The organism is Arthrobacter sp. QXT-31, from assembly GCF_001969265.1.
GTDB lineage: Bacteria > Actinomycetota > Actinomycetes > Actinomycetales > Micrococcaceae > Arthrobacter.
Map to the genome: position 1 here is coordinate 3,300,359 of NZ_CP019304.1, position 25,155 is coordinate 3,325,513.

At 65.8% G+C, this 25,155-nt stretch carries 26 protein-coding genes; 9 read left to right on the plus strand and 17 right to left on the minus strand.

The window, feature by feature from the left end; genetic code table 11:
• Positions 1–53: 53 nt before the first annotated feature.
• A complete protein-coding gene (locus BWQ92_RS14995) occupies positions 54–2,219 on the minus strand; it encodes a copper-translocating P-type ATPase (protein ID WP_076800736.1) in 2,166 nt (721 codons plus the stop codon).
• Positions 2,220–2,592: 373 nt separating this feature from the next.
• On the opposite strand from BWQ92_RS14995, the gene BWQ92_RS15000 reads away from it, so the two are divergent.
• Together BWQ92_RS15000 and BWQ92_RS15005 are read left to right on the plus strand one after the other, a co-directional pair.
• Positions 2,593–3,864, plus strand: a complete 1,272-nt coding sequence (locus BWQ92_RS15000) for a glycosyltransferase (RefSeq protein ID WP_076800738.1) — start codon at positions 2,593–2,595, stop codon at positions 3,862–3,864.
• A 5-nt stretch (positions 3,865–3,869) separates the two neighbouring features.
• Positions 3,870–4,529 (plus strand): class I SAM-dependent methyltransferase, encoded by a 660-nt coding sequence (locus BWQ92_RS15005; protein WP_076803746.1) that lies wholly within the window; start codon positions 3,870–3,872, stop codon positions 4,527–4,529.
• 397 nt (positions 4,530–4,926) lie between these two features.
• Here the strand turns inward: BWQ92_RS15005 and BWQ92_RS15010 are convergent, their stop codons facing one another.
• Together BWQ92_RS15010 and BWQ92_RS15015 are read right to left on the minus strand one after the other, a co-directional pair.
• Positions 4,927–6,225: an Nramp family divalent metal transporter gene (locus BWQ92_RS15010; protein WP_216639947.1), complete on the minus strand. Its 1,299-nt coding sequence runs from the start codon at positions 6,223–6,225 to the stop codon at positions 4,927–4,929.
• A 136-nt stretch (positions 6,226–6,361) separates the two neighbouring features.
• Positions 6,362–7,303 (minus strand): dihydrodipicolinate synthase family protein, encoded by a 942-nt coding sequence (locus tag BWQ92_RS15015; RefSeq protein WP_076800740.1) that lies wholly within the window; start codon positions 7,301–7,303, stop codon positions 6,362–6,364.
• A 170-nt stretch (positions 7,304–7,473) separates the two neighbouring features.
• Between BWQ92_RS15015 and BWQ92_RS15020 the strand changes: the two genes are divergently transcribed.
• Positions 7,474–8,493 (plus strand): LacI family DNA-binding transcriptional regulator, encoded by a 1,020-nt coding sequence (locus tag BWQ92_RS15020; protein ID WP_076800742.1) that lies wholly within the window; start codon positions 7,474–7,476, stop codon positions 8,491–8,493.
• 9 nt (positions 8,494–8,502) lie between these two features.
• A complete protein-coding gene (locus tag BWQ92_RS15025; RefSeq protein WP_076800744.1) occupies positions 8,503–9,684 on the plus strand; it encodes an FAD-dependent monooxygenase in 1,182 nt (393 codons plus the stop codon).
• Between the two features lie 7 nt (positions 9,685–9,691).
• Here BWQ92_RS15025 and BWQ92_RS15030 read toward each other — a convergent pair whose 3' ends face one another.
• Complete coding sequence (locus BWQ92_RS15030) at positions 9,692–10,735, minus strand: hypothetical protein (RefSeq protein WP_076800746.1); 1,044 nt, start codon at positions 10,733–10,735, stop codon at positions 9,692–9,694.
• 199 nt (positions 10,736–10,934) lie between these two features.
• Here BWQ92_RS15030 and BWQ92_RS15035 point away from each other — a divergent pair, with 199 nt between their 5' ends.
• Entirely contained in the window at positions 10,935–11,570 is a 636-nt protein-coding gene (locus tag BWQ92_RS15035) for a hypothetical protein (RefSeq protein ID WP_076800748.1), read from the plus strand.
• A 39-nt stretch (positions 11,571–11,609) separates the two neighbouring features.
• On the opposite strand, the gene BWQ92_RS15040 is transcribed toward BWQ92_RS15035, so the two are convergent.
• Complete coding sequence (locus BWQ92_RS15040) at positions 11,610–11,963, minus strand: DUF202 domain-containing protein (RefSeq protein WP_076800750.1); 354 nt, start codon at positions 11,961–11,963, stop codon at positions 11,610–11,612.
• A gap of 3 nt (positions 11,964–11,966) precedes the next feature.
• A complete protein-coding gene (locus tag BWQ92_RS15045) occupies positions 11,967–12,368 on the minus strand; it encodes a YidH family protein (RefSeq protein WP_076803748.1) in 402 nt (133 codons plus the stop codon).
• Positions 12,369–12,473: 105 nt separating this feature from the next.
• Here BWQ92_RS15045 and BWQ92_RS15050 point away from each other — a divergent pair, with 105 nt between their 5' ends.
• Both BWQ92_RS15050 and BWQ92_RS15055 read left to right on the plus strand, forming a co-directional pair.
• Entirely contained in the window at positions 12,474–13,277 is an 804-nt protein-coding gene (locus BWQ92_RS15050) for an alpha/beta fold hydrolase (RefSeq protein WP_076800751.1), read from the plus strand.
• A gap of 257 nt (positions 13,278–13,534) precedes the next feature.
• Positions 13,535–14,575 (plus strand): EAL domain-containing protein, encoded by a 1,041-nt coding sequence (locus tag BWQ92_RS15055; RefSeq protein WP_076803749.1) that lies wholly within the window; start codon positions 13,535–13,537, stop codon positions 14,573–14,575.
• Between the two features lie 97 nt (positions 14,576–14,672).
• On the opposite strand, the gene BWQ92_RS15060 is transcribed toward BWQ92_RS15055, so the two are convergent.
• The 7 genes from BWQ92_RS15060 to BWQ92_RS15090 all read right to left on the minus strand — a co-directional run bounded on the left by BWQ92_RS15060 (position 14,673) and on the right by BWQ92_RS15090 (position 19,571).
• Entirely contained in the window at positions 14,673–14,966 is a 294-nt protein-coding gene (locus tag BWQ92_RS15060) for an antibiotic biosynthesis monooxygenase family protein (protein WP_076800753.1), read from the minus strand.
• A 47-nt stretch (positions 14,967–15,013) separates the two neighbouring features.
• Positions 15,014–15,448, minus strand: a complete 435-nt coding sequence (locus BWQ92_RS15065; RefSeq protein ID WP_083706324.1) for an SRPBCC family protein — start codon at positions 15,446–15,448, stop codon at positions 15,014–15,016.
• Positions 15,449–15,513: 65 nt separating this feature from the next.
• The gene (locus BWQ92_RS15070) at positions 15,514–15,783 is read right to left on the minus strand and encodes a hypothetical protein (protein WP_076800757.1); all 270 of its coding nucleotides are present in this window, start codon (positions 15,781–15,783) and stop codon (positions 15,514–15,516) included.
• A gap of 152 nt (positions 15,784–15,935) precedes the next feature.
• Complete coding sequence (locus BWQ92_RS15075) at positions 15,936–17,357, minus strand: FAD-binding oxidoreductase (RefSeq protein ID WP_076800759.1); 1,422 nt, start codon at positions 17,355–17,357, stop codon at positions 15,936–15,938.
• A gap of 215 nt (positions 17,358–17,572) precedes the next feature.
• Complete coding sequence (locus BWQ92_RS15080; RefSeq protein WP_236782967.1) at positions 17,573–18,010, minus strand: hypothetical protein; 438 nt, start codon at positions 18,008–18,010, stop codon at positions 17,573–17,575.
• A 92-nt stretch (positions 18,011–18,102) separates the two neighbouring features.
• A complete protein-coding gene (locus BWQ92_RS15085; protein ID WP_076800761.1) occupies positions 18,103–18,597 on the minus strand; it encodes a MarR family winged helix-turn-helix transcriptional regulator in 495 nt (164 codons plus the stop codon).
• Positions 18,598–18,725: 128 nt separating this feature from the next.
• On the minus strand, positions 18,726–19,571 hold the full coding sequence (locus tag BWQ92_RS15090; RefSeq protein ID WP_076800763.1) for a PRC and DUF2382 domain-containing protein: 846 nt from the start codon (positions 19,569–19,571) through the stop codon (positions 18,726–18,728).
• Positions 19,572–20,542: 971 nt separating this feature from the next.
• Between BWQ92_RS15090 and BWQ92_RS15095 the strand changes: the two genes are divergently transcribed.
• On the plus strand, positions 20,543–20,839 hold the full coding sequence (locus BWQ92_RS15095; protein ID WP_076800765.1) for a hypothetical protein: 297 nt from the start codon (positions 20,543–20,545) through the stop codon (positions 20,837–20,839).
• 423 nt (positions 20,840–21,262) lie between these two features.
• On the opposite strand, the gene BWQ92_RS15100 is transcribed toward BWQ92_RS15095, so the two are convergent.
• The gene (locus BWQ92_RS15100; RefSeq protein WP_076800767.1) at positions 21,263–21,817 is read right to left on the minus strand and encodes a DUF3090 domain-containing protein; all 555 of its coding nucleotides are present in this window, start codon (positions 21,815–21,817) and stop codon (positions 21,263–21,265) included.
• 360 nt (positions 21,818–22,177) lie between these two features.
• Here BWQ92_RS15100 and BWQ92_RS15105 point away from each other — a divergent pair, with 360 nt between their 5' ends.
• Complete coding sequence (locus BWQ92_RS15105) at positions 22,178–22,648, plus strand: hypothetical protein (RefSeq protein WP_076800769.1); 471 nt, start codon at positions 22,178–22,180, stop codon at positions 22,646–22,648.
• A gap of 227 nt (positions 22,649–22,875) precedes the next feature.
• On the opposite strand, the gene BWQ92_RS23595 is transcribed toward BWQ92_RS15105, so the two are convergent.
• The 3 genes from BWQ92_RS23595 to BWQ92_RS15120 are packed head-to-tail and all read right to left on the minus strand — an operon-like array spanning position 22,876 to position 25,147.
• Positions 22,876–23,250 carry a hypothetical protein gene (locus BWQ92_RS23595; RefSeq protein WP_157365167.1) on the minus strand — a complete coding sequence of 125 codons (375 nt, stop codon included), beginning with the start codon at positions 23,248–23,250 and terminating at the stop codon, positions 22,876–22,878.
• Positions 23,251–23,270: 20 nt separating this feature from the next.
• A complete protein-coding gene (locus BWQ92_RS15115) occupies positions 23,271–24,875 on the minus strand; it encodes a radical SAM protein (RefSeq protein WP_076800770.1) in 1,605 nt (534 codons plus the stop codon).
• On the minus strand, positions 24,872–25,147 hold the full coding sequence (locus BWQ92_RS15120; protein WP_236782968.1) for a hypothetical protein: 276 nt from the start codon (positions 25,145–25,147) through the stop codon (positions 24,872–24,874). The genes BWQ92_RS15115 and BWQ92_RS15120 overlap by 4 nt, the downstream gene beginning before the upstream one ends.
• Between the last annotated feature and the right edge of the window lie 8 nt (positions 25,148–25,155).

Below are 25,155 nucleotides of genomic sequence, written 5' to 3' on the forward strand. Positions count from 1 at the left end.
CCTTAAGGCTACCCGGCGAAGGCCGCCGGGTAGCTGACGTTTAATCCCAGGGGTCAACGAACCTGGGCCGGGTTCAGTTTCACCCGGCGCAGCAGCTGGGCGTTAAGTGCGACGACGATGGTGGACACCGACATGAGCACGGCACCGGCCGCGGGGGAGAGCATGATGCCGGCGAAGGCGAGCACGCCCGCCGCCAAAGGGACAGAGATGACGTTGTAGCCCGTCGCCCAGACCAGGTTCTGCCACATCTTCCGGTAGCTTGCGCGGGACAGGTCCACCATGGACAGCACGGCCCGGGGGTCGTTGCCGGCCAGCACCACGCCAGCGGATTCCATGGCGACGTCGGTCCCGGCACCGATCGCGATGCCCACTTCAGCCCGGGCCAGGGCGGGTGAGTCGTTGACGCCGTCACCGACCATCGCCACCTTCAGGCCGCGGTTCTGCAGTTCAGTGACCTTCTTGTCCTTGTCCGCGGGCAGGACCTCGGCGAAGACCTCGTCGATGTTCAGCTCGCCCGCCACGGCCTGGGCCACCTGCCGGGCGTCGCCGGTGATCATGGCCACCTTGATGCCCCGGTCCTGCAGGGCCGCGACGGCCTGCCGCGATTCAGTACGGACGGCGTCTTCGAGGCTGACGGCGCCCAGCACCTGTCCGTCGGCCAGGACGTGCAGCACGGCCGCGCCGCGGTCCATCCAGGCTCCGGTGGTTGCCGCGAGCTCCGCGGGTTCGGTGACCGCGAGTTCCCGCAGCAGGGAAGGGCCGCCCACCTGCACCCTCCGGCCGTCCACTTGGGCACTCACGCCCCGGCCCGTCATCGAACTGAATCCCGTGGCGGAAGGAACGGAAAGGCCCTGGTCCCGGGCCGCCCGCACGATCGCGCGCGCCACAGGATGTTCGCTGTCCGCTTCCACAGCGGCAGCCAGCGCCAGCAGCTCAACCCGGCCCACGCCGTCGGCCGCTGCAACATCCCGGACTTCCGGCTCGCCCTTGGTGAGCGTGCCGGTCTTGTCGAAGAGAACGACGTCGACGGTCCGCATCCGCTCCAGCGCCATACGGTTCTTGATCAGCACGCCGGCACGGGCGGCCTGCTCGGTGGAGATGGCGATGACCAGCGGGATGGCCAGGCCCAGGGCGTGCGGGCAGGCGATGACCAGGACGGTGACAGTGCGGGTGACGGCCTCAGGAACGCTGCCCAGCAGGGTCCAGACGATGAAGCTGATGACGCCGGCGCCGGCGGCGAAGTAGAAGAGGAAGGCAGCAGCCCGGTCCGCGAGGGCCTGGGCCCGGGACGATGAAGCCTGGGCCTCGGCCACGAGGCGCTGGATGCCGGCCAGGGCGGTATCGTCCCCGACGGCGGTGATGCGTACCCGGACCGAGTTGTCGGTGGCAACCGTGCCGGCAACGACGGTATCCCCGGGGGAGCGGGGCACCGTCTTGGATTCGCCGGTGATCATCGACTCGTCGAACTCGGCGCGCCCCTCGGTCACCGTGCCGTCGGCGGGCATCCGCGCCCCGGAGCGGACCAGCACCAGGTCCCCGGCCCGGAGTTCGGAGACGCTGACGGTTTCGGTGCCGGCGTCGGTAATGCGCTCGGCCTCGTCCGGCAGCAGCGCGGCCAGGGCGTCAAGCGCTCCCTGTGCTGATCCGAGGGCGCGCATCTCGATCCAGTGGCCCAGGAGCATGATGGCCACCAGCAGGGCGAGCTCCCACCAGAAGTCGAGATCGAAGCCGCCGATGCCCAGGCTGGTCACCCATGAGGCAACGAACGCGACGCTGATGGCCATGCCGATCAGCAGCATCATGCCCGGGCGGCGGGCCTTCAGCTCATGCACGCCGCCCCGGAGGAAGGGCTGGCCGCCGTAGAGGTAGATGACGGTGCCCAGGACCGGCGGGATCCAGGCGGATCCGGGGAACTCGGGCGGCATGTAGCCCAGCAGGTGGGCGAACATCGGGCTGAAATAGACCACGGGAACGGACAGTGCCAGGGTCAGCCAGAACCTGTTCTTGAACATCGCCGTGCTGTGTCCGGCGTGCTGGCCGTGGGTGTGGACCACGTGGTCGTCGTCGTGGGCGTTGTGTCCCGTACGCGGACCCTGTTCCGTGTGTGAACCGTGTCCGACGCCGGCGGCCTGGGCAGGTGTCGGGGCGGCGGTTGCGCTGTGCTCCGCGTGTTCGGCTGTTGCCTCGTGCGGTGCGACGTGCGCGGTGTGGTCTTTCATGATTTGTCAGCTCCATTCCACTGTGACGGATGGTTGCGCTGGGGTTGAACGGCTGTGACGGGGAGGTAATCCCCTGGACATACCACTTCACTGACAACACGATCAAGATACCCCCTGGGGGTATATCCGTCAAGGGTCCTAGGTGCTTCCTCACCTCCTGTCGCCTGCACGCCAACGCTTCCTCACTTCCTATCGCCCGCGACCAAATGCTCGCAGCTGCACGTGAGGGAGCGTCGGGCTGGAGGCGGCTAAAGCTGAGGGAGCGTCGGGCTGGAGGCGATCATAGCTGCGGGAGCGCTGGCCGCATCTTGCGCCGCAGGGCGCAGGAGTCCCACCTCTGTTCCTGAAGGGTTGCAGGCCCTAAGCTCCACCCATGGCTTCAGTCATCGTTTGCAGCGGGCCGCACGACGGCCACGTATCGCCCATGCTCGGAGTGGCCCGGCAGCTGATGGACCGCGGACACAAGGTGAGGTTCCTGACCGGCCCCAAATACGAGGACGCGGTCAAGGCCAGCGGCGCCGAGTTCCTGGCTCTGGGGCCGGGCGCGGACGGGCAGCCGCAAAACAGCAATGCGACCGGGCTGCAGGCGATCCGCGACGGCGTGAAGATGCTCATCATCGACCCGGCCGAGGGCCAGTACGTGCCGCTCACCGCCGCCATTGCCGCCGAGCACACGGACGCCGTCCTCGCGGAGATCAGCTTCATGGCGGCCTCCATCCTCACCCGTCAGCCCCGGGACAGCCGACCTCCGGTCATCGCCTGCGGCATCCTCCCCCTGACCCTGTCCAGCCCGGACTGCGCACCCTTCGGACTCGGGCTGCCGCCCGGAACCGGGCCAGTTTCCCGCCTGCGGAACAGGACGCTGAACTGGCTCGTGGCCAACGTCGCGCTCAAGGACACGCAGCGGCAGGTGGACCGGCGGATGCGCGAGCTGGGCGGGGTGGGCCTGAACGGCGACTTCTTCCTCGACTGGGCACGCAACGCCGACCTCTATGCCCAGTTCACCGTGGAGGAGTTTGAGTACCCGCGCTCGGATGCCCCGGACACCCTCCGCTTCTTCGGACCCATGGCCCGGCATGCCGCCTCGGCATCGGTGACCCCGAAGCCGGACTGGTGGGGTGAACTGGACGGCTCCCGCCCGGTGGTCTACGTGACGCAGGGGACCGTCTCCAACGAGGACTTCACCGCCCTGGTGGGCCCTGCACTGGAGGGCCTTGCGGGGGAGGACGTCACCGTCGTGGTCAGCACCGGACGCCGTCCGCTGTCAGCGCTTCCGCCGCTTCCGGCCAATGCCTGCGCCGCGGAGTTCCTGCCGGACGCGGAGCTCATGCCGAAGGTCGCCGTTTACGTCACGAACGGCGGCTACGGCGGCCTCCACTACGCCATGGAAAACGGCGTGCCCATCGTGGTCGCCGGGGACACCGAGGACAAACCGGAGGGGGCTGCCCGGGTGGCCTGGGCCGGCGTCGGACTTAACCTCAAAACGGGACGGCCCAAGCCGGAGGCGATCCGCGAAGCCGTGCGGAAGATCCTGGGTGACGGCCGGTACCGGGCCGGGAGCCAGCGGATCGGGGCTGCCATCAAGGCTTCACCGGGAGTGGACGGGCTGATCGACGAGATGGAAGCGATGCTGCGGAAGGAGTGAACGGCATGGACGGTCCAGGGAACGGCAGCGATGCGCTGAAGCGGCTCCAGCACCCGCGCTTCGCCCGCGCGTACGCGCGCGCGGTCGGGCAGATGAACCGCCGCGGCGCCACGGAAAACCGCCGCCGCGTGCTGGCCGGCCTGCACGGGACGGTCATTGAGGTCGGCGCCGGTGACGGATCGGCCTTTGCGCTCTACCCGTCGGCAGTCACCCGCGTCCTGGCCCTCGAGCCCGACGATTACCTCAGAAGTCTCGCCCTGGACCGCGCCGCCACGGCCGCCGTGCCGGTGACGGTGTTGCCTGCCGCGGCCGAGCGTATCCCGGCCGACGACGGCAGCGCGGATGCCGTCGTCGCCAGCCTTGTGCTGTGCAGCGTCGCTGACCAGGCTGCCGCCCTCGCGGAGATCCGGCGCGTCCTGCGCCCGGGCGGGACCCTTGCCTACTACGAGCATGTCCGCTCCGAGCGCCCCGTCCTGGCCGCCGTGGAAGACCTTCTCACCCCGGCATGGCGGCGCATTGCCGGAGGATGCCACCTTAACCGGGACACCCTCGGCTCCATCATTGAGGCCGGATTCACCATCCAGGACAACCAGCGGTTCGGCTTCTCCGTCCAGGCCCTGACCCCTCCCGTGGCGCATATCCTCGGCCACGCGACGCGGTCCTGAAATCTCGGTGATTGAGGTGCCGTCTGGTGGTTGAGCTTGCCGAAATCAGCCCCGCCAGGCTGGCGCTCGTCCTTTCGCCACAAAAGGCCGCCCAGCAAGCAAGTCAGGCGGCCCTTTTGGGTAATCGGTGAAGCCAAGCGGCCCTTATTGGTAAATCGGCAGGCTTCGTCTGAAGAGCAGTGCCGACTCGCAACGACCAGCCACGAGGCTTCGACAGGCTCACCACCCGGCGGTTCCGGTCCGCTTTCCGGCCGGCGCTCGCGCTTTCGCCAAAAAAGGCCGCCCAGCAAGCGAGCTAGGCGGCCCTTTTGGGTAATTCGGTGAAGCCAAGCGGCCCCTATTGGTAAATCGGCAGGCCTCGGCTGAAGAGCAGTGCCGACTCGCAGCTGATCGGAAGCTATCCGATGAGGGTGGTGATGAGCCGGATGGATGAGGCCACGATGGCCACCATGCCAATGATTCCGAACAGGTTCTGCCACCAGCTGTTGCGGAGTTCGCCCATGACGGCTGCCTTGTTGCTCATGATGAACAGCAGGGCGCCGAGCAGCGGGGCGATGAGAACGGTCAGCGATTGCGCGATGACGATCAGGCCGACCGGTGACGTCTGGAACGTGAGGGTGACGACGAGCCCGAATGCAAGGATGACGCCGGTGACGATGCGGGCAGCGGGCGACCCTGCATTCGCACCCCGGCCCATGGCGTCGGAGAACATGGTGCCGCCCGCCGTGGCATTGGCGATCATCGAGGAGAATGCCGCGCCGGAGAGGCCCAGGGCGAAGAGCATGGACCCGACGGGACCGGCAAGGGGTTCGAAGACCGAAGCCAGGGCTCCGATGGACGCGGCGTCCCCACCTGTTTTGCCGAGGACTGCGGCGGCAACGAGGATCACGAGGGCGGTCATGATGCCGGGAGCGACAATCCCCGGGATTGTGTCGACGAGCGTGATGTCCCGGTAGTCGGCGCGGGTGCGCTTGTTCTCCTTGATGCCGTAGGAGGTGTAGAAGGCGGCGTTGATGGAGAAGTTGGTTCCCACCAGGGCGACGATGAGGATTTCGCTGCCGGCAGGCAGGGTTGGAACCGCTCCTTCAAGCGCACGGTACCAGTCCGGCTGGGCGACGACGGCGCTGGCGATGAACGCGACGGCCATGAGTGCGACGATGGCCAGGAGCGCTTTTTCGATGATGCCGTAGACGTTCCGGAACGCGAGGACGAAGGCGACGGCGGCTGTGCAGGCTACGGTCCAGAGGACAGGTGATCCGCCGAAAACCAGGGACAGGCCCAGGCCCGAGCCGGCCGCGTTGCCGACGGAGAACATCAGGGTGATGCCAAAGACGCCAACCCCGGCCAGGACGCCCACCGGCCTGCCCAGGTGTTCCTTGATGGATGTGATCAGGGAGGACGGTGTGGCGATGCCGAGCCGGACGCTCATGTCGGTGAAGAAGATCATCAGGATGGTGGAGACGGCGATGACCCAGACCAGGGTGTAGTCGAAGCGGCTGCCGGCCTGCACCGCGGTGGTGAGGTTGCCGGGGCCGAACTGCCAGGCGCCGACGACGAAGGCGGGGCCCATCAGGGCCAAGTAGCCCAGGAAGGTGCGGCGCTTTGGTGTGGTGGCGGCGGGCTGGTTTCCTTGCTGGGTTGCCATCTGTTCTTCCCTGTGACCTGTGCGGGTGATGGTCTTATTCTGCTCGCGCATCGGCGAGTCCTCCTTATACAGCAACGGTGCTGGGGGTCGTCGTTGACCGGGGTGGAGTGTAAAGAGTTTTGGCTACGGGTGGCGGGCAGTGCCCGCCACCCGTATGGATCCTTGGTTGCCCCTGTGGGGCCGGGGATCAGACGGCAGCGGTGGCGGAGACCTTGCCGATGTTTGCGGCGGCGAAGGCTTCCGCGATTTCGGTGTTGGCGCCCGCGGGCAGGGGCAGGAGCGGAGTGCGCACTGTGGCGTGGTCCAGAATGCCGCGGTTCACGAGGCCCCACTTCAAGGCGACGGTGCCCTCCATGTGGGACCCGCGGTGGTAAACGTTCTGGGTCACCGGCAGCAGCCGCTGATGAATTGCGTGGGCACGCTTGTAGTCCTGCGCTTTGCCGGCTTCGATCAGTTCGACGAGCAGTTCGGGGGCGATGTTGCCGTAGCCGACGAGCAGACCGTCGACATCGAACATGGTCGGCAGCAGGTACTCGTCATGGCAGGACAGTATCTGCAGCTCGGGGTACGCGGCGCGCAGCGCGGGGATCTCGGTGTACCACCGGCGCATGTTCCGGACACCGTTCTTCGTGGCAAAGACGCCCTCCTGGCCGGCGATCTCCAGCTGAGTGTCGAGGTCGTAGGTGGCCTTGGTGTTGTCGGGGTACTGGAAGAGGATCAGCGGCAGGCCGGACTCTTCGTAGATCTCCTGGTAGCGCGACTGTGGGGCACCCTTCTGGTAGCCGAAGCGCAGCCACCCGTGCGAGGGGTAGACAAGACCAGCTGACGCGCCGGCCTCAACGGCCTTCTTGGCCTCGAGGGCCGCGGTCTTGTTGCCCTCCTTCGTGATGCCCGCCACGACCGGTACACGGCCGTCGGTGGACGCCACGAACGCGCGGATAACGTCCAGCTGCTCCTCTTCGGTAAGGAACGTGCCTTCGCCGGCGTGCCCCAGAACGACGAGGCTCTTCACGCCCTCAATCGATCCGAGCCACGAACCCAGACGCTGGATCGCAGCGAAGTCGACAGCGCCATCTTCGGTGAACGGGGTGACGGGAGCGGGGCTGAGGCCGCGGAGATCGAGTGTCATTTCTTCTACCTTCTTGTCTTCTTCGATGGTCGGCAGTCCCGCTGTTTGTGAAAACGTTTGCGGGAACGTTTTCAAGTTTGCAACGTGGTCCAGGTCACTGTCAAGAGAACGTTTTCATCCGGGAGGAAATAGAGTGTCTTTCAGGACAATCCCTGCAGAGGAGCATCGCTATGGAACCCGCAGGCGCAGCCGCGAACGTCACCCTTAAGGACGTTGCCGCGGCCAGTGGAGTGAGCATCTCCACCGCCAGCCGCGCACTCGACGAACGCGGCACAGCTTCCAGGTCCGCGGCCGCCGCGCACGTCCGCAAGGTCGCGGAGGAACTGGGCTACCGCCGCAACTCGTTTGCCTCGAGCCTGCGCCGGGGCGAGACACGCACCTTGGGCGTCCTGGTGCCGCGCCTGAGCGACACGGTGATGGCCCTGATGTTCGAAGAGCTGGAACGCGCCGCCGCGGACCGCGGCTACTTTGCCATGGTCGCCACCAGCGGAGACGAGCCGGACGACGAGCGGCGCGCCGCCGAAACCCTGCTGGACCGCAATGTGGACGGTCTGATCCTGGCCACCGCCCGTCTGGATGACGAGCTGCCCCGCCTCCTGCGCCAGCGCCGGGTGGCCCACGTACTAGTGCTTCGCACAGACGGGGTCAGTCCGTCCGCACTGGGAGACGACGATACCGGCGGTTACCTGGCCGTGCGGCACCTGATTGATCTCGGGCACCGGGACATCGCCGTCGTCACGGGGCCGTCTTTCACGTCCACAGCGAATGCACGTTTGGCGGGCGCCCGGAGGGCCATGCAGGAAGCCGGCATTGAACTGCCGGAAAAGTGGAGCCTCGCCGCCGGCTACGGCATCGAAAACGGCTTCTCCGCCGGAGAGTCGCTGCTGAGCGGAGACGCCGCGGAACGCCCCACTGCGATTTTCGCCGCGAACGACAACATCGCCATGGGCATCATGGCCGCTGCCCACCGCTACCGGCTGAGCATCGGAGGGGACCTGTCGCTGGTCGGATACAACGACATCCCCCTGGCGTCCCGGCTTCCTACCCCGCTGACCTCGGTCCGGGTTCCGCTGGCCCAGATCGCCAGGACCGCCATCGATCTCATCATCGATCCGGACAAGGAGCCGCGGGTGAGCAGGTCCATGCCCACCCTCATTCCCCGCGAGTCCAGTGGACATCCCCGGGCGTAGCGGCCGGCCATGAAGGCCATCGTGGTCGGGGCGGGCATCGCCGGGCTCGTCGTGGCCCGGCAATTGGGCCTTGCGGGCTGGGATGTCGTGGTCCTGGAAAAGTCGGACGGACCCCGTCCGGACGGTTACATGATGGATTTCTTTGGCCCCGGAGTGGAGGCGGCAGAGGCGATTGGGCTCTACCCGCGGCTGGCGGCGGCCGCGTACCGCGTGGAGGCGGCCGAGTACGCGGACGTGGACGGGCATCCCACTGCACGCCTGGACTATGCGAAGTTTTCCCGCCTTGCCGGCGGAAAGGTCCTCACGCTCATGCGCCCCGACATGGAACATGCCGCGTTGGCCGCACTCGACGACGTCCCGCCGGGCCGCGTCCGGGTCCGCTACGGCACACGCGTTTCCCGCACGTGGACCAATGACGACGGCGGGCATGTGTGGGTCAGCGGCCCAGAGAACACCGTGCTGGACGGAGACGTCCTCATCGGGGCCGACGGCATCCACTCCGAGGTCCGCGCCGGCGTGTTCGGCCCGGAAAGTGCCTACCTGCGTCCCTTGGGCATGCGCGCCGCCGCGTTCGTGGTCACCGATGCCGGCCTCAATGAGCGCTTTCGGAACCGGTTCGTGCTGACCGACAGCATCGGCCGGACGGCCGGGATCTACGGGCTCCGGGCCGACGAGGTGGCAGCATTCCTCGTCTACCGGGACGGGCCTTTGCCGGACGCCGGAATACGGACAACCCAGGAACGGCTCAGCCGCGAATTCAGCGATCTGGGAACCCACATGGACAGGCTTCTGGAGCTCTGTCCGGAGCATCCGTACGACGACGTCGTCGCCCAGATCGTCATGCCTTCCTGGCATAAGGGGCAGGCGGTGCTGGTGGGCGATGCCTGCGGCGCGGTTTCCCTCCTTGCCGGCCAGGGCGGATCACTTGCGGTTGCCGGGGCCACGCTCCTTGGCCAAGTCCTCGGCCCGGTGGACTCCCCGCAGGGCATCGCACCGGCGCTCGAAGCGTTCGAGCAGCGCTGGCGGCCGGTGGTCGCCACAGCGCAGGCGTCCGGGAGGCGGGCTGCCTCAACATTCCTCCCCGCCAACCGCACCCAGCGCTTCGTCCGGCGGGCGGTCATCCGGGCGACCCGCGTGCCAGGAATCGACCGGTTGGTGGCCCGGCAGGTTTTGCGGACCGTCGCCAAGTAGGGCCTTGCTAGGGAGCGGAACGCGAACCTTCGTCCGTTTGCGAGCCCGACGTCGGAACGAACCTCCAGTCGAAGGACCCGTCGGGCCGGAGCGTCATCCGGAGGAAGCCGTGAGTGTCGCTGAACCGCTTCTCGATGTACGGCGGATCGCTGGTGAATGGCCGGAGACCGATGCCTCCCGTGGAAACCTGGAACGCCGTCATGCCGTCCTCGACGCACTTGTCCTCGTTGTTCACCGGGCATGAGCGTTCGTAATTGTGCTGTGAGCCGGACAGGGTGAGCCGCACCCGGTGCTTCCACATCACGTCAATCCATGGTTTGTGCTCGGCGGCCCGTTCATGTGACTTCGTGTTCGACGTGAAGTAGGGCTCGTGGTACACGACCGCCAGGTGCTTACCCGCCGCCTTCGCCGCGGCGAGGTCGTCATCCAGCCACTTCGTCAACGCCCGGGCCTCTCCCTGGTTGTACCGCCAGTGCGCGGACGACAGGAAGGCGAAGTGCCAGTTCCCGAAGTCCTTCGAGTACGGTTTCCCGTTCCTGATGAACCCGCGCTCCTTGTTGATGGCGGCCTTGTCCGCGTTGCCCGGGCACTGGCCGTTCATGAAGTTATCGAGGTCTTCGTTCCGCCCGGGTTCCCAGTCATGGTTGGGTGCGGACACCCAGTACAACTTGGGTTTCGTTCCACCCCAAAGCGGCGTCCAGTAGTCCACATAGTCCTTGCAGTACGCGGTGTCGTACTGGAAGTCGCCGAGCCCCATGAACGCGTCAATCTCGTTGTTCTCCACCAGTTTGGTGATGGCCGCACCGTTCCGTCCGGAGGGGCTGTCCGGATCGGTCGTCCTTGGGCCGTTCATGTCGCCGACAGCAGCGATCCTCACGTCACCCTCGTGGACGGCGGTCTGGGTGGGAGCCGGTGGCGTGGCGAGGGTCGTCGTCGGTTCCGGCGCAACGGTGCCATTCCCGCCGCCGAACGCGAGGAAAAGGGCCCAGAGACCGGCTGCGCCCAGGAGGACAGCGGCGACTACAGCGATGACAACACGGTTGCGACGCATGGGGCGTGCCTCCCGTCGTAGGGTGCGGAGTATTTTACTCCGGGCGACTGGGGTCCACCCGGTACATCTGGCTTCGAGTGTAGAACAGCCCGTACTGCGCCGGAGCGCCACCACGGCAACGTTCCACTGTTTTCCCAACCTTGCGCGCGTACGCTCCTGTGAGCTTGTGAAGTCGCGGCCCTACGACAGGAGAGGTGCCATGAAGAAGACAGCACTCGGAGTTCTGGCGCTGGCCGGAACCCTCTGCGTCCAGCTCGCCACCGCTGCGCCAAGCACCGCGTCGGAGCGGCCGGTCACCACGAAAACCGTCACGAAAGGGGAGGGGCTGACCGCGGAATTCGACCGCACGGACGGCTGCATCCAGACGAGGGTCAGCATGTTCGGCAGCGTCTTCACGGTCCGCGGATCGGCGGCGTCCGAGAAGCTGGGCGTTGTGTCTGTCACGCAGACTGATATCTGCACTTTCACAACACTAATTAATGGTTTCGCGGAGGCGGAGGCCCTGGATCTGCGTGTCCGGGACGCCCTGGCCAGGGGGCATCTAAAGATGTCGATGGAATTCACGGACTTTGCCGACTCCGACAACCCGGCAGTTCTGCCGATGACGGTCAACGTGTCCTTCCGGGCTACCGCTCCGGCCACCGCGACTTCCGCAAAATCCAAATCCATGTCAGAGGGCATCCGCTTTGTCTCGTCGAGAGGTACAAAGAGCCGGCCGGTCGCTGTTAAAGGCACCGTAACCCTCGGGGCTCAAAAGGTGGTTGCGCCGGATATCCCGTCGTACTTCGCGACCATAGGCTCGGTCATCACCAAAGAGAAGACGGTCACCCGGTGATTGGGCGTGCAGAAATCCCGGTCCGGTCAGCCAAACAGCCTAGGACAGCACCAGCCACACCCCGATCGCTCCCAGTGCAAAGCACGCTCCGGCGGTCCACAGGATGGCAGCGATGCCTGGCGCCAGCCGCCCCTCCCTGATCCCCTCGGCGCTCCGCCGGTAGCGCCGCCGCTGCGTGAGATAAATGGCGGTGCCCGCTGCGACGGTAAGGCCGAACATGGCCAGCACGAACGGCCCCTGCTCCGGAATCCACCGCAGGCAGATGGCACTCGCGGCAATCAGCGTCAGGACCGTCCGGCCCCAGGCGAGCGCGGTGCGCTCGGGCTGGAGCCCCGGGTCACCATGGAGGGGACCGTCGTCAGGCAGGGGAGCGGTGGCCGGGTTTTCGGGCATGGGTCAGGCAAGAACGACGACGGCGATCACCACGCCTGCTGCGACGGCGCAGCCGGCGGCGAGCAGCGGGCCGATCAGGGGCAGCGGCAGGGGACGCTTCGAGCGGAGGCTGGCCTCCACCCGCAGCCAGCGAATGGCGGAGCCGGCGCTGAGCAGCATGCCCAGCAGAAGGAGCAGGACGGCCAGTCCGCGGCGGACGGGCTCCGGGAAGATATCGGTGGTGAAGGCCTCCACCGCAATGCCGCCGGCGAGGAGTGCCAGCGAGGTGCGGATCCACGCCAGGAACGTGCGCTCGTTGGCCAGGGTGAACCGCGGGTCCGGCTCAGTGCCACCGGGCAGGAGCTTTTCGGCGAACCGGCTCCTGCGCGGATCGGGACCGGATGGCGAAGGCTGGGTGGACGGCACGGTCACAGTCTAGCCAGTGCTGTTTTCGGGCTAGGCGGCCCACGCAGGGGAGAGTAGATTACGAATGCCGTTCAGCCGGCGGCCGAAGGGGATAGGAGTGCCGTAATGGGGCGGTATGTACAGGCCGGGGACCTGGACATCTGGACGGAACAGGTCGGCGAGGGGCCGGATGTGCTGCTGATCGGCGGGCTGGGGGACACTGTTGAGTCCTGGCAGTTCCAGCTGGACGGGCTGGCCAACCGGTACCGGATGACAGCGTTTGATAACCGGGGTGCGGGGCGCACTTCCATGCCGGAGGGGCAGCCCACAGTTGCGGCGATGGCGGACGATGCGGCCGCAGTGCTGCGGGGCCTCAGCGTCTCTCCGGCGCATGTGGCAGGGTTCTCTGGCGGCAGCATCATCGCCCAGGAGTTAACACTGCGGCATCCAGAGCTGGTACGAAGCCTGGTGCTGCAGAGCACCTGGCCCGCAATGGATGAGTACATGAAGACGCTCTGCCGGTCCATCCGCTGGCAGGCCACGCTGGCACCGGACGAACGCGCCTTCCTGGAGTTCTTCTTCCTGCTGGTCTATACGCCCCGGGCTCACAACAGCGGAATGGTCAGCCAAATCATCGATGACGCGCTCGCATTCCCGTACCAGCAGTCCACCGGGGACTTCCTGAAGTTCCTGGACGCGTTCGTGGTCCACGAGACGGCAAGCCGGTTGGGGCAGATCAAAGCGCCCACCTTGGTCCTCGCCGGCGGAGTGGACCCGATGAGCCGGCCGGAACTGGGTGAGGCCGTTGCCCGCCGCATACCGGGCGCGCAATTCGAGGTGATGCCGGAGGAATCCCACCAGCCCTTTCAGGAGATCCCGGAGGTCTGGAATGCACGCGTGGACGAGTTCTGGCGGCAGCTCATTGGCTAACGACACCGGCAGCAACAGGTTAGGGCGCTGGCACTGTTCTTTACGCTTTCACGAAATTCTTTTCACAGATATGTAAAGGCAGTTGACGTGCCCTTATGATGCCTGCAGGGGCACAACGGGGGAAGATGACCCGCCTCCGGGAACCCCAGCCCTCGGCCGGCAGGCCGGAACCCAGAGGAGTGCCATTGGTTGATTTCCCGTTTCCCGCCGATGACAGTTGGCCAGGCGACAACCGGCCTGGTTCAGAGGTTCCGCTGATGCGGGAGCAGGCTTACGAAATCATCGACGCCGTCCTGGCGGGCACGGATCCTGACGGCGCCGAAGCCCGGGACCGGCTGCGGGAGCATGTGGCAGCGCATCCCGGAAACCCGGAGGCAGCACTCCACGAGCACCTGGTCTTCACCCGCTCGCTGGCGCGGCAGGCCAGCAAGCGGCCCACCGCCGGCAAACAGCCTGCGGATCCCGCCGGCGTGCACAACGAAGCCGAAGGTAACGGACACGCGGCCATCGAGGCGGTTCTGCACGCTGGCATGCTCGTCACGGCCTTCCAGCCCATCCACGACCTCGGCCGCGGCGGTGTCATCGGCGCAGAAGCCCTGACGCGGTTTGTGTGGGAGCAGGACAGCCAGAGTGCAGGTTCCTGGTTCAGGAATGCCGCCGCCGCCGGGCTGGGCGCGGACTTGGAGTTCTCAGCGCTGCAGACGGCGGTGGCCGCTGCGCAGGATCTGCCGCACCACCTCATTGTGGCCCTGAACCTCTCCCCGGCCGTATGCCTGGATCCGCGGTTGCCGGGACTCCTGGAACACGCGCCTCTGGAACTGTCCCGGATCATGCTGGAACTCACCGAACCGCTGCAGCCCGGCGAATTGGACCCGCTGCTGGACGTTCTGACGCCGCTGCGCAGATCCGGCATGGGGCTGGCGGTGGATGAGGCCGGCACGAACGCTGCCTCAATGCGCCACATCCGTTCCCTTCGGCCCGACGTCATCAAAATCGGCCGCGGCCTGGTCGCAGGTATCGACGCCGACCCAAGCAGTCAGTACCTGGTGGCCGACCTCGTCGAATTCGGACGCCGGACAGGAGCGGCCCTGGCTGCAGTGGGAATCGAAACCCCCGCCGAGCTTGCCGTCCTGACCCGGCTGGCAGTGGCCGCCGGGCAAGGCCACTTGCTGGGAAGGCCCACCATCAACGTGAAGGAATGGGCCACCTGGGCCGGTCATGCAGCACCGGAAGCGCGCAGCGCGCATGGAAGGCACGCGGCAGGGCACCCACCAGAGCAGGCCGGGAACCAGCGTTAGCCCGCCAGCGTCAGCCCAGTCGCGCGGCGTTTCCCAGAAAACAGCTGGCGGCCGCTCCCTGCTTCGGGAACGGCCGCCATACGTGTGGACCCCGGAGTCAGAGTTCGACGACTTCGAATTCGAGGAGGTCGGCGCCGGTCGCCACGGGGGAGCGGTCGCCGCCGCCGTGGACCTCGCCAGCCTGGCCGGTCCGCCAGTTCTGGAAGTCCTCTTCCGTGGACCAGGTGGTGACCACAAAGTAGCGGTCGTCGCCCTTGACCGGGCGGAGCAGCTGGAAGCCTTCGAATCCGGGCTGGCCGTCGACGGCGTGTGCCCGGGCGGCGAAGCGCTGCTCAAGCTCGGCGCCCTTGCCTTCGGGCACGTGGATGGCGTTGATCTTCACAACAGACATGGTGTTCCTTTCATGGGTGGTACTTGGACGAAGCAGCAGGGCAGCGTTCACCGGGTCTCCGGGGTCCGCTGGAGGAGTTCGGCCCTGGCTTTCACAGCCTGGAGGTAACGTTCCAGGTCCGCGGAAGAACCGGCGAGGGGCACCCGTTGCCGGAGCTGCCCGGACAGGGGGCCGCGGAACTGATCGGTGACGAGCAGGAGGGTGCCGCCGTCGGCCGGTGTCAGGGTCCAGGTGCGTGTGGCACGGAAGAAGCCGAGGGAGTGGGACCAGGTCATCGCGCTTTCGGCTGCCAGTTGGACCGTAAAGGTGCAGTGGTGCTGGCCGTCGCTGCTGCTGACGGTGACGTGCGAGCCGTCCCGGACGTCGCCGTCGCGGTGCACCATCCCGGAATCCCACACCTCAAGGTTGCTCGCATCGGTCAACACACCCAGGAGGGATGCAGGGCTGGCCGCCACTAACTCCGTGGCCTCGAAAATTAGCACTCACTCAGGGTACTGTCCGGAGCCGGGTTGCGGGAGGACCAATCTGTCCTCCCCATCACCACGTGTTAAGACGCCGTCGCGCGGACGACGCGCATGTCCGGTACGCCCACCATGGTCATGGGGCGCGCCGGTTCGTTCTCGAGTTTGAGGGTCACCAGGCCGGCGTCGTCCCGCTGGGCGGCCTTGACGCGCAGGGGGACGCCCCCGACCGTCACCACGTCGCCGGCGCGCACGGCCTTGAGCTGCACCGTGTCTTCGATTGTGTTCTTGATAATTGCTGCCCGCCAAATCGGCCCTGGCGCGGATGCCACGGCAGGGAAAAGTGATTCCGCCAACGGGCTGCTTCATCGCGCGGCGAACCCAGTTCATCCGCAACGGCCACAGCATGTCAAGCCGTGTGCCAGCGTTAGCGCTGCTGCGCCGCCCATTCCGCGACCCGGGATCCTGCCCGTTCCCGGCAAAGGTTGGGGATCAGCGGATCAGCGGATCAGCCACCGGTGGGCAGGATGTTGTGGTTGTAGCGGAACACGTTCTGCGGGTCATAGCGGTTTTTGACGGCCACGAGACGCCGGTACTTGTCCTGCCCGTAGGACCGGCGCGCCGCCTCAATATCCTGCTGCCCGAGTTCGGCACCCAGGAAGTTGACGTATTCGCCGTGCTCCGAGAACGGCTGCATCACGGCGTATGCCTTGCGGGCGAAGGCAGTGAGCCGGGCGTCCTCGGAGGCGTCTTTCCAGAACCCGTAAACGTTGAGCCAGAAGCGCGCGGACCGGTTCGGGAACGCCGTGGCTTCCTCCGGTACCCGTCCGAAGGCGCCTTCCAAGTGGTGGATGTCGATCCCGGTCCCTTGCCAGGTCACTTCGGAGGCGAAGCTGAGCAGCGCGCTCACCACCTCCTCGTCCAGGCGGGAGAACGAAACATTCTTCCAGTAGCCCCGTGCGCCCTTGGGGAACACGGTGTCCATGGCGCTTTGCCAGTCCAGCCACGACGTAGTACCTATTTCGTGTTCGTCGGGCGGAGCCTGGACCCTTAGCTGTTCAACGAGGCCCAGGCCGGTCTGGTGGTCCCCGGACGCCCAGGCGAATCCAATCAGCATCCACGGCTCGTCGCCCATCCCGAACTCCGGCGGCAGAACCAGGAAGGAGATGATCGGGTTCATCTGCTCAGGCAGATTACGGGTCCAGGCTGCGAACGCCACGAGGGCGTTCCGCCAATGCGGTGGCCGGTAGAAGAGGTTTCCGCACAGCGGTGTTGCCGGCAGCGGGTGGGCGCGGAACGTGAAGGAGGAGACCACGCCGAAGTTCCCGCCGCCGCCGCGCAGTCCCCAAAACAGGTCGGTATTGTCCCGTCTGCTGGCCTGCAGATGCTCTCCGTCGACAGTTACGACGTCCGCAGCGTCCAGGCTGTCCAGGCTTAGCCCGTAGGTGCGCGTCAGCCAGCCGACGCCGCCGCCCAGGGTGAGGCCGGCCACTCCCGTTCCGCTGATCACCCCGAGGGGAACAGCCATGCCGTGGGCCGCCGTCGCCCGGTCCACATCTGCCAGCGTCGCGCCGGGCTGCACCGTGACGAGCCCCTTGCGGGCGTCGACCTTCACATTCCGTAGCTGTCCCAGATCCAGGACGAGGCCGCCCTCAACAGTGCCGTGCCCGGCGATGTTGTGCCCGCCGCCGCGGACAGCCAGCGGAAGTCCGCTGCGCTGTGCGGCGTGGAGCGCCACGTCTATATCTGAGACAGCGCCCGCGCGGGCGACGGCGAGGGGACGGACATTCACCATGCCGTTCCATACCGCCCGGGCTTCGTCGTAGAGCGGATCCTGTGGCTCGATCAGCTCTCCCGACAGCCGGCGGCGTAACTCGTGCAGCGTCTGTTCGATTTCACGTTCGGGGCTTTTTTGATGAACTGTAGCCATCGGTGGTGCTTCCGGGTCAAAGGGTGCAGCCCTTGGTCAATATTGTGCGAACGCGGCCGGACTCACCGCGTTCCGATGGTCACCCGGGGTGGTTTCTCAGAGATGGAACACCGGCGCCGTCCCGGAGAAATCATTCGGGAACCTTTTGTGATGTCCCGAGTTTAAAGTGGCGGCCTGCGCCCGGCAACAGCGTTTTTGTTCGCTGCTGGGTGGCACTAGGAGCCCTGCCGGAGCAGACTTTCGAGTTCGGCATCGTCCATGTTGGCTGCATCCCGGAGGGAGGCCGGCCCTGCTCCGCACCGGATGGCTTTGCGTACTGCGTCCGCCAGTATCTCCTGCGCATGGTCAAGCTCCCACCGCAGTGATTCCAGCCGGGCGGACATCAGGCGGACAGCGTTTAGGGGATCCGTTTCCTCGGTAGTGGCCGCGGCCATCCGGAAGCCGCAGGCGCAAACCCACTCGGCATTCGCGGGCTCTTCCACGGCCCAGGGGAGCCGCGGAAGGATCGGGCCCGAGGCCAGGGTCATGCCGGTTCCGCAGTGTACCGGCGTCTCGGGGAGTTCGACGGCGAACCCGGCCGGGAATTCTTCGAACACCATACCCGGCGCGAAGTCCTTCGACTTGACGCTGGTGGGTTCCAGTACTTCGGTCATCGTTGCCCCAATGCATCTAGTTAGAAATAAATGTATCTTGGTTAACTAGTTATATAACGCATCGGAACTGGAAGTCCACTCTTTCCTTTGGATCAGGCGTCGATGGCATCCACGGCGTCGCGCATGCGGTGGAGGAAGTCGACGACGATGCCCGCCTCGTCCGCCGACAGGGATGACGCCACCTCCATCATGCGCCGATGCATCAGCCCGAGGGTGTGCCGGACTTCGTCGTCGGACCCCTGGGTGGGCCTGAGGATCAGCGCCCGGCGGTCGGTGGGGTGGGGTTCGCGGCGCACATGGCCGCTCTTGACCAGTCGGTCCACGAGGGTGGTGGTGGAAGCTGACGTGACGCCCAGGCGGGCGCCGAGTTCCTTCGGCCCCACGGTCTTGCCCGCAGCCTCCGCCTGGAGGAGGTATCGCAAGGCCAGGAGGTCGGTTTCGCCCATGCCCATCGAAGTGCGGGTGCGCCGCCGCATGGCGGCCTCGGACGCGCGGTAGTCCCGCAGGGCGTTAAGTACCCCTACTGCCCCTGCCTGGTGCTCCGTGTCCTGTTCATACCAGTAGCCGTTGGTTTTGGGCCCCTGCATCTTCCCGATCCTTCGATAGACGTAAATCTTGATTGTCTAGTTATCTATCCTAGGCCACGAGCGGGAGTTGATGGCACAAGGAAAGGGCCACGGCTGCAGCCGCGGCCCTTCCTGTGACGCCAGAGTTGCTAGCGCCGGGTCTCGTCCAACTCGTCGGTGTCGATGCGTTCCTTGCGGACCTCTTCGGTGACGGTTTCCTGCTCGGTGACGGTGTCCTTGTCCAGGCGGACCCGCTCGACTGGAACGGTTTCCTTATCAACGACGGGACGTTCCTCGTGGAGGATGACTTCGTGTTCTTCCTCGCTGATGTCCGGTCCGCGGAGGGCGGCGTCGCGGTTGGCGTCCGTGATCGGCTCACGCTCCACCCTGACCTCTTCGCGCTGGACCGGGACTGTCTTGGTGACGTTCTCGGTGGTGACGTACTTGCGCAGCCGGGCCCGGCCGGTTGCCTGCCGTTCGGTGCCGACGTTCAGGCGCTCCTCGGAGCGGGTCATCGCGTCATCGGTCGTGGGTCCGGAGGTGTCGTGGCCTACCGTTCCGCGCGCATCGTATTCCCGGTCCGCGCTCGTGTCCGTGGTGTCCCTGTAGCCGCCGGCGATGGTGGTGTCCCTGTCGTCCCGGCCGGTGGTGGTGTCCGTGTAGGTGCGCTGGCCGCCGCCGTTGAGGCTGTAGTGCTGGTAGAGCCTGTCTTCCTCGGCCGGATCCAGGTGTCCGTCCGGGTCCACGCCCGGGGCGTCCTTGACCTGGTCCTTGGTGTAGGGGACCACGATGTCATCGCCGTCCACCCGTGCTCCCTCGAGCGGAACGAAGGATTCGCGGGTGCCGAACAGGCCGGTCTTGACCGTGACCCAGGTGGGCTGGCCGCCGTTGTCGTCAGCGTAGACCTGGCCCACGCCGCCGATCTTGTCCCCGTCGGTGCCCACGACGTTGCCGTGGCCGGCGAGCAGTCGGTCGATATGTTCGTTGGTGATCATGGTTGCTCCTTTGGTCCTTGGTCCAGCTTCTTGTGCAGACGTTCTACGTACACCGGAACGGCGCGCTGCGCCTCCGATGTCACAGGAGATGAGGGGATCGCCCTGCCGGAGTTTTCGCTCCGAGCCACCAACACTAGCCACAGGCCGGGAAAGAAAGCAAGCATACTTACCAATTTTGCTCGACGGGATTTTGTGGCCGGTCATGCCGTACCGGCGGATCGCGGAGCGCATTGCCGCCAGCGAGCTCAAAGACGACGGCGGGAGAGGCCGAAACGAGGAGGTCATTTTCTGAATCCCTGGAGGGCTGCAGACTACGCTGCCGGCCACAGGGCAGAGCTCCAACGTTGACGTGAATCAAGGCGATACGGGCGAAGGAATCGAGCTTCCCGGGGCCGGCCGATGGGGTAACGGGTCGTATCTCATTACGGCCGATCATCCGGAGAAACGCAAGAAGCTGCGACTGTCGGCACAGCTTCCAATCAAGAGTTAGCTCTTGCCTGTGGGCTTTTGCCACTGTCGAACCCCCTTATGGCGGGGCGAGCGGCGGACTGGTTGAGGAGCCAGGACCCTGAATGGGCCATGTGGACCGCCGCCACCCCTGGAACAAGTTTCTGATCTTGTCCTTGGAAGGACCATGGCGTTCCTTGGGATCCTCGACTCATAGCTCCGACGTCTTCCAGGCGGAAGGCGGGCCACCCCTGAGGGCGGTACCCTTGCTGCACGTCCGCCAGGTCGGTGGCTAGGGCCGCCATTGCCCGCGTGGGCGGAGCTGGGTCTTCTGCCGGGTCCCCAAATAATCGATTCAGCGCCGCAGCACGTCCCGCTGTGTGACATGCCTGGGCCAACCGGAAGGGCTGGCCAATGTCCCTTTGTTTTTCGTTATTGACGGCCATTTTCGACCGGCGTAAACCATGCCGTATCAGCTCATTTGCCGCCGTCACTGGACGGCGGCCAATTGTAAGGAGAGGGCCATGGCTGTGGCTGTCATTATGGAATTCACTGGCGCCACGCTTGCGCAGTACGACCAGGTCATCGAAAAGATGGGCCTCACCCGCGGCGGGCCCGGCCCGGAGGGGGCGCTGTCCCACTGGGTGACGGAAACGGATAACGGATTACTCGTCACGGATCTCTGGAAGACCCGGGAACAGTACGACGCGTTCGCCAGGGACCAGATTGGCCCCTACACGAAGGAGGTCGGAGTCCCGGAGGCGCCGAAGATCACCTATTACGACGCCCACAACTACTTCACCCCAGGCTCGGACGCCTGACTGCCCCGGCTGCGCGCGGAACCGACGACGGAGCTGGGCGACAGCCGGTTCGGGGCTAGTTGCTGGCGAGTGCACGGGCTCGGGGTGCTCTTGGGCACCCCTCGGACCCGAGAATCAGCAAGCCCAGGACAAAACCGGCCCGCCTACGCTATGACAGCCGTCACCGGGACGGCACTTCTCATTGGCGAGGCATCACGGTTGAACCGTTCAAGCGCCGTGCCCGTGACCGATGTCGGCCAAGGATCTGCGCCGATAGCGGGCTGCAGCCACCCCGCCAGAGACCGCCTGTCTGCAGAACTCAGCAAAGAACTGCAACCGACAATGCGGAGTTCGCCGCCGATGGGCAATCCAGCCAAAATCTAGGTGGGTCGCTCTATCGGGCCAATCACCGCTACACACACCAACGCAATTACGGCGTCGGCATCAGACCTCGGGAGGAGTGCAGATATGTCCGCCGACGTCCATAGGGTTACCACAGAGCGGGCATATGGGACGTCCGGCGCCTACTACCTCACGTGTGCGCTTGGCGAAGGCGCGGGCGGCGCCTACCGGCATCCGCACCAACAGCATTTCGGGTACGTCATTGCCGTCCTGATCAAGGGATTCGCCGTTGTCACCAGCGTCGACATCGGTGATGGGGTAAGCCTCTATGACCACATGCGCCGTCGTCGGATCCCACCCTAGGCTCATTGCGCCGGTTCGAAACTGCTCCTCAACGGCCTCCAGCGGATCATTGTCGACCAATTCGATGGGAGTCCCGGTTGGAACACTGAAGCGGTTGCCTTCGACGGTGATGAGCTGATCGAGAATCTCGTCAATTTTCTCGGCGAGCAGAGCGGATTGCTGCTTCTCCAGAGCGATAGAAACAATTTCCGTCCCTGCGCGTACCTGCAGATAGAACGTGCGCGCGCCCGGAACGCCGACGGTGCCGATGACGACGCGATCGGGCCAGACAAACTCGTGAACACGTGTAGGCATGGCAGTAGTTTAGGCGGCAGGAGGTTTGCCTGGAACGCGATCCTGCGGGCGGTAAACGCTCCGCAATTCTTCGTGGACGCGCCCCTCCGGGTATTTCCCTTCAGCCGACAGGACACGGGTTCGTTTTTCGCGGCCACGCCGGCGCTGATTCTGGGTGCGGGGCCATTGTGCGCAGCGACGGCGGATCATGATCGCCATCTTCGATTCTGATGAGCGCGGGAAACACCACCGATCATAAGTATGCTTGCTAATCTGTGCGGTGTGTGGCTATGTAGATCAGAAGCAGCTCGGGGCCTCTGACGGGGCGTCCCGCGGCTACGAATCCAGTCAATGCTTCACTGATCCAACCAGGAGGTTCTCTTGCGTACTGAGGTAGAAACGAGCCGTGCAGCCCAGGCCCGGCAGCTCCAAGATGCTCTCGTTCTGCGCCTTGCGAAGGGCAGGGAATGGGCGACGCCCGGCATCGAAGCGGCGTTGCGACGCATGCTGACCGGCATAGACAGCGGATTGGAAGCCGCGTCTCCCCGCTTGCAGGCGAGCCTGCGCACGCTGGCCGACGAGCTCGCCGGGGGAGTGGAAGCTGCAACGCCGCGGGTTCATGAGAGGATAACGCGGCTCATCCCCGAAGCGGCCATCCCGGCTCGGGCCGTCCCACCTGTCAAACCAGCCCGGAAGGCTTGGCTGGTTGCCGCAGTCGCCGCGGCGACAATTACCGCCGGTGTCGGCCTCTGGCAGGCAATCCGTTCACCCGAGCAGGAGTCCGCTAACGAACGGACAGGCGCGGCTCAGCCGGCCCGAGCTGAGCAAGTGGACATCAACCAACTGTCGTAGCCATTTACAAACCCTGAGGGTTCTGGATGCTTCACCGCAAGCAACATGAGGGGCCACATAGCAGTGGCCCCTCATGGCACAAAAGTCGCATAACCCTTGGGAAACGAGACGTCGCAACGAGTGAAATGCCAGCTGAACCGGCGGGACAACCCCGGCGGGATGCCGTTGCCCGAACCAGTCATGTCCTCAGAATTGGCCTCTAATGGGCGGGGCCACCGCTGTGCGCGCTAAAAGCCGAGCAGGTGAGCTGCCAGCGCATACATCCCCCACAACCCAGCCGCTAAAAGGACGCCCAGATAGGCCAGGACCAGCCTGGTATCGCGGAGGAAGCACTTCGACTTCGTCAGGCCCCGCCGTCGAGCTTTCCAATAGCCCGCGAAGCCGACGGCCGCGAACACTGCCACTGCCACCGGACCCGCTGCCCAGCCGAGCAGGGCAACGGTAGCGAAGATGCACAGGCGCAGTGGATCAAAGGGCGGCGGGGACTGCGGATCCGTTTCAGGGTCAGGCTTATGTCCATGCCGGCCTGGGCGTTTGGCGCGCACCAGCTGCGAGGGCAATGGCCCGGCGGCAACGCGCCGGGCATCAGAAGCAGAATCCATCGTTCCTACCTGCCGCTGACTCAGACCTGGCGGACCGGGAGAAGCTCCCGGCCTGTGGCTGTGCTCATTCGTTGCCTGGCCAGGGCCGGCCATGCCTGGACGGCACAGAAGGGAGCGCACTGGTGATCGCCGGCGTCGCTCTTTGTGCCTACGTGGACGCAACATTGGGTGAGCCGTTCCTCGATCATCGTGGACATGTCCATGAAGGGCTTGACCATGATGCGGGTGATCCGTTCGCCGAGGAGCCTGCGCAGCCGCTGCTGCTGCCCCGGCAGCTTGCCGGCAGCCAGTGTGGTGAGCGTGCCGATGCCGAGGTCGCACTGGGTGCAGATGTTCTTCCAAAGGTCCATTGTCCGCGGGTGGGACAGCGAGGCCTGCTCGCTGAGCAGGTCCAGCAGGGAGGACTTCATGAGGGTGCGCAGCTCGAGCGGGATCGCGCTGTCGGCAATGCGGTTGGCGATGCTGTCGGGATTTAGTTCCAGCCAGGCGAGCAACTGGTCGTGCCCGATGAGGGCAGTCAGCGAACGCCAGACCCCGGCGTCGTCCTTCAGCATGTAGCCCACGGACGCGCAATGCGGATGGGAGCAGGGGAGTGCTGTCAGGTCGTGCCATGAGACCACCCCTCCGGTTTGCTCCGCGAGCCGTTCCAGCACGCCTGTGTGGGTGAGCCTGTCGGTGGGATCAATGCCGTGGCCCCTCCCTGACTCGAACACCGGCTGCAGCGCAACCCCACCCACGAACGGGGTTTCCAATGCCCTCATGACGACGGCGCCCACCTCACCGTCGTTGACGCCGAGTGCCGCTGTCATGGTCAGGGTGGTGAAAACGCCCGCCTCGGACAGGCGGGCGATGGCCATGTCCTTGAAACGGGTAAGGTCTCCGCCCCGGTGGTGGATGGATGCTTCTTTGGACGGGCCGTCGTATTGGAGGTACACCTCCACGCGGTCCCGGTGCCTGGCCAGCAGGGCGAGGAGTTCGTCGTCGGTGGCTATGAGCATGCCGTTGCTGTTCACCATGATCCGGACGATCGGCCGGGTGACGAGTTCATCCAGCAGTTCGGCCAGCTGCGGATAGAGCGTCGGCTCGCCGCCGGAGAGCATCAGCACGTCCAGCCGCCCGTTTTCGCGGGCAAGCCTGGCGTCGATATTCGCCAGGATCTCGCTGAGCGGCGCGACTCCCTGCAGCTGGGGACCGGAGGCGGTGAAGCAGGTGGGGCAGCGGAGGTTGCAGTGCTCGATGACGTCCTGCAGCAGGAGGCACGTGTGCTGCGTCTGCATCGCGGGCAGCCCGTAGGCGTAGGCTTCCGGTATTTGGCGGTAATTGCCGGCCTGGTCCGGGATGTGCTGCTTGGTGGGGGCCTGCCACTTCTCCAGGTAGCGCAGGATTTCCGGTGACTCGTCGTAAAGCGTCCGGACGAGCCCGTGGTCCGGACAGCCGCGTTCGAGCCAGACCCGGTCATCGCGGACCAGCAGTACGCCGGAGAGGCGCCGCACCTGCGCGAGCGGGGGATTTGCCTCGTGGCAGTAGGGACAGAAGGCTGTGACGTACCGGTGGATGCGGTCTCCGCGCAGCGGCTGGCCGGGGCCGGGCAGCGTCTGCCGGGAAGAGAACGGTGACGTGTTCATATCTGGCCTCTCATCTGGGAGAGGGCCATGACGCAGATCCCGCCGCCGAGCAGGGTGAAGATCCCCAGACCGATCAACAGCCCCGCACCCAATCGGGATGTGCGTGGCCGGACTGCCAGAACACCGGCTATGGCGAGATACACGCCGATGGGGATGAAGACTGCAGGCCCGGCGAGGAAGGTCTTGTACCCTTCATCCGGAGCGATACCCGCTGTTGTCCCGAAGAAGAGGGCATAAAGGGCAACAGCTCCCAGCAGAATTCCGAGCAGCATGGAGCCGC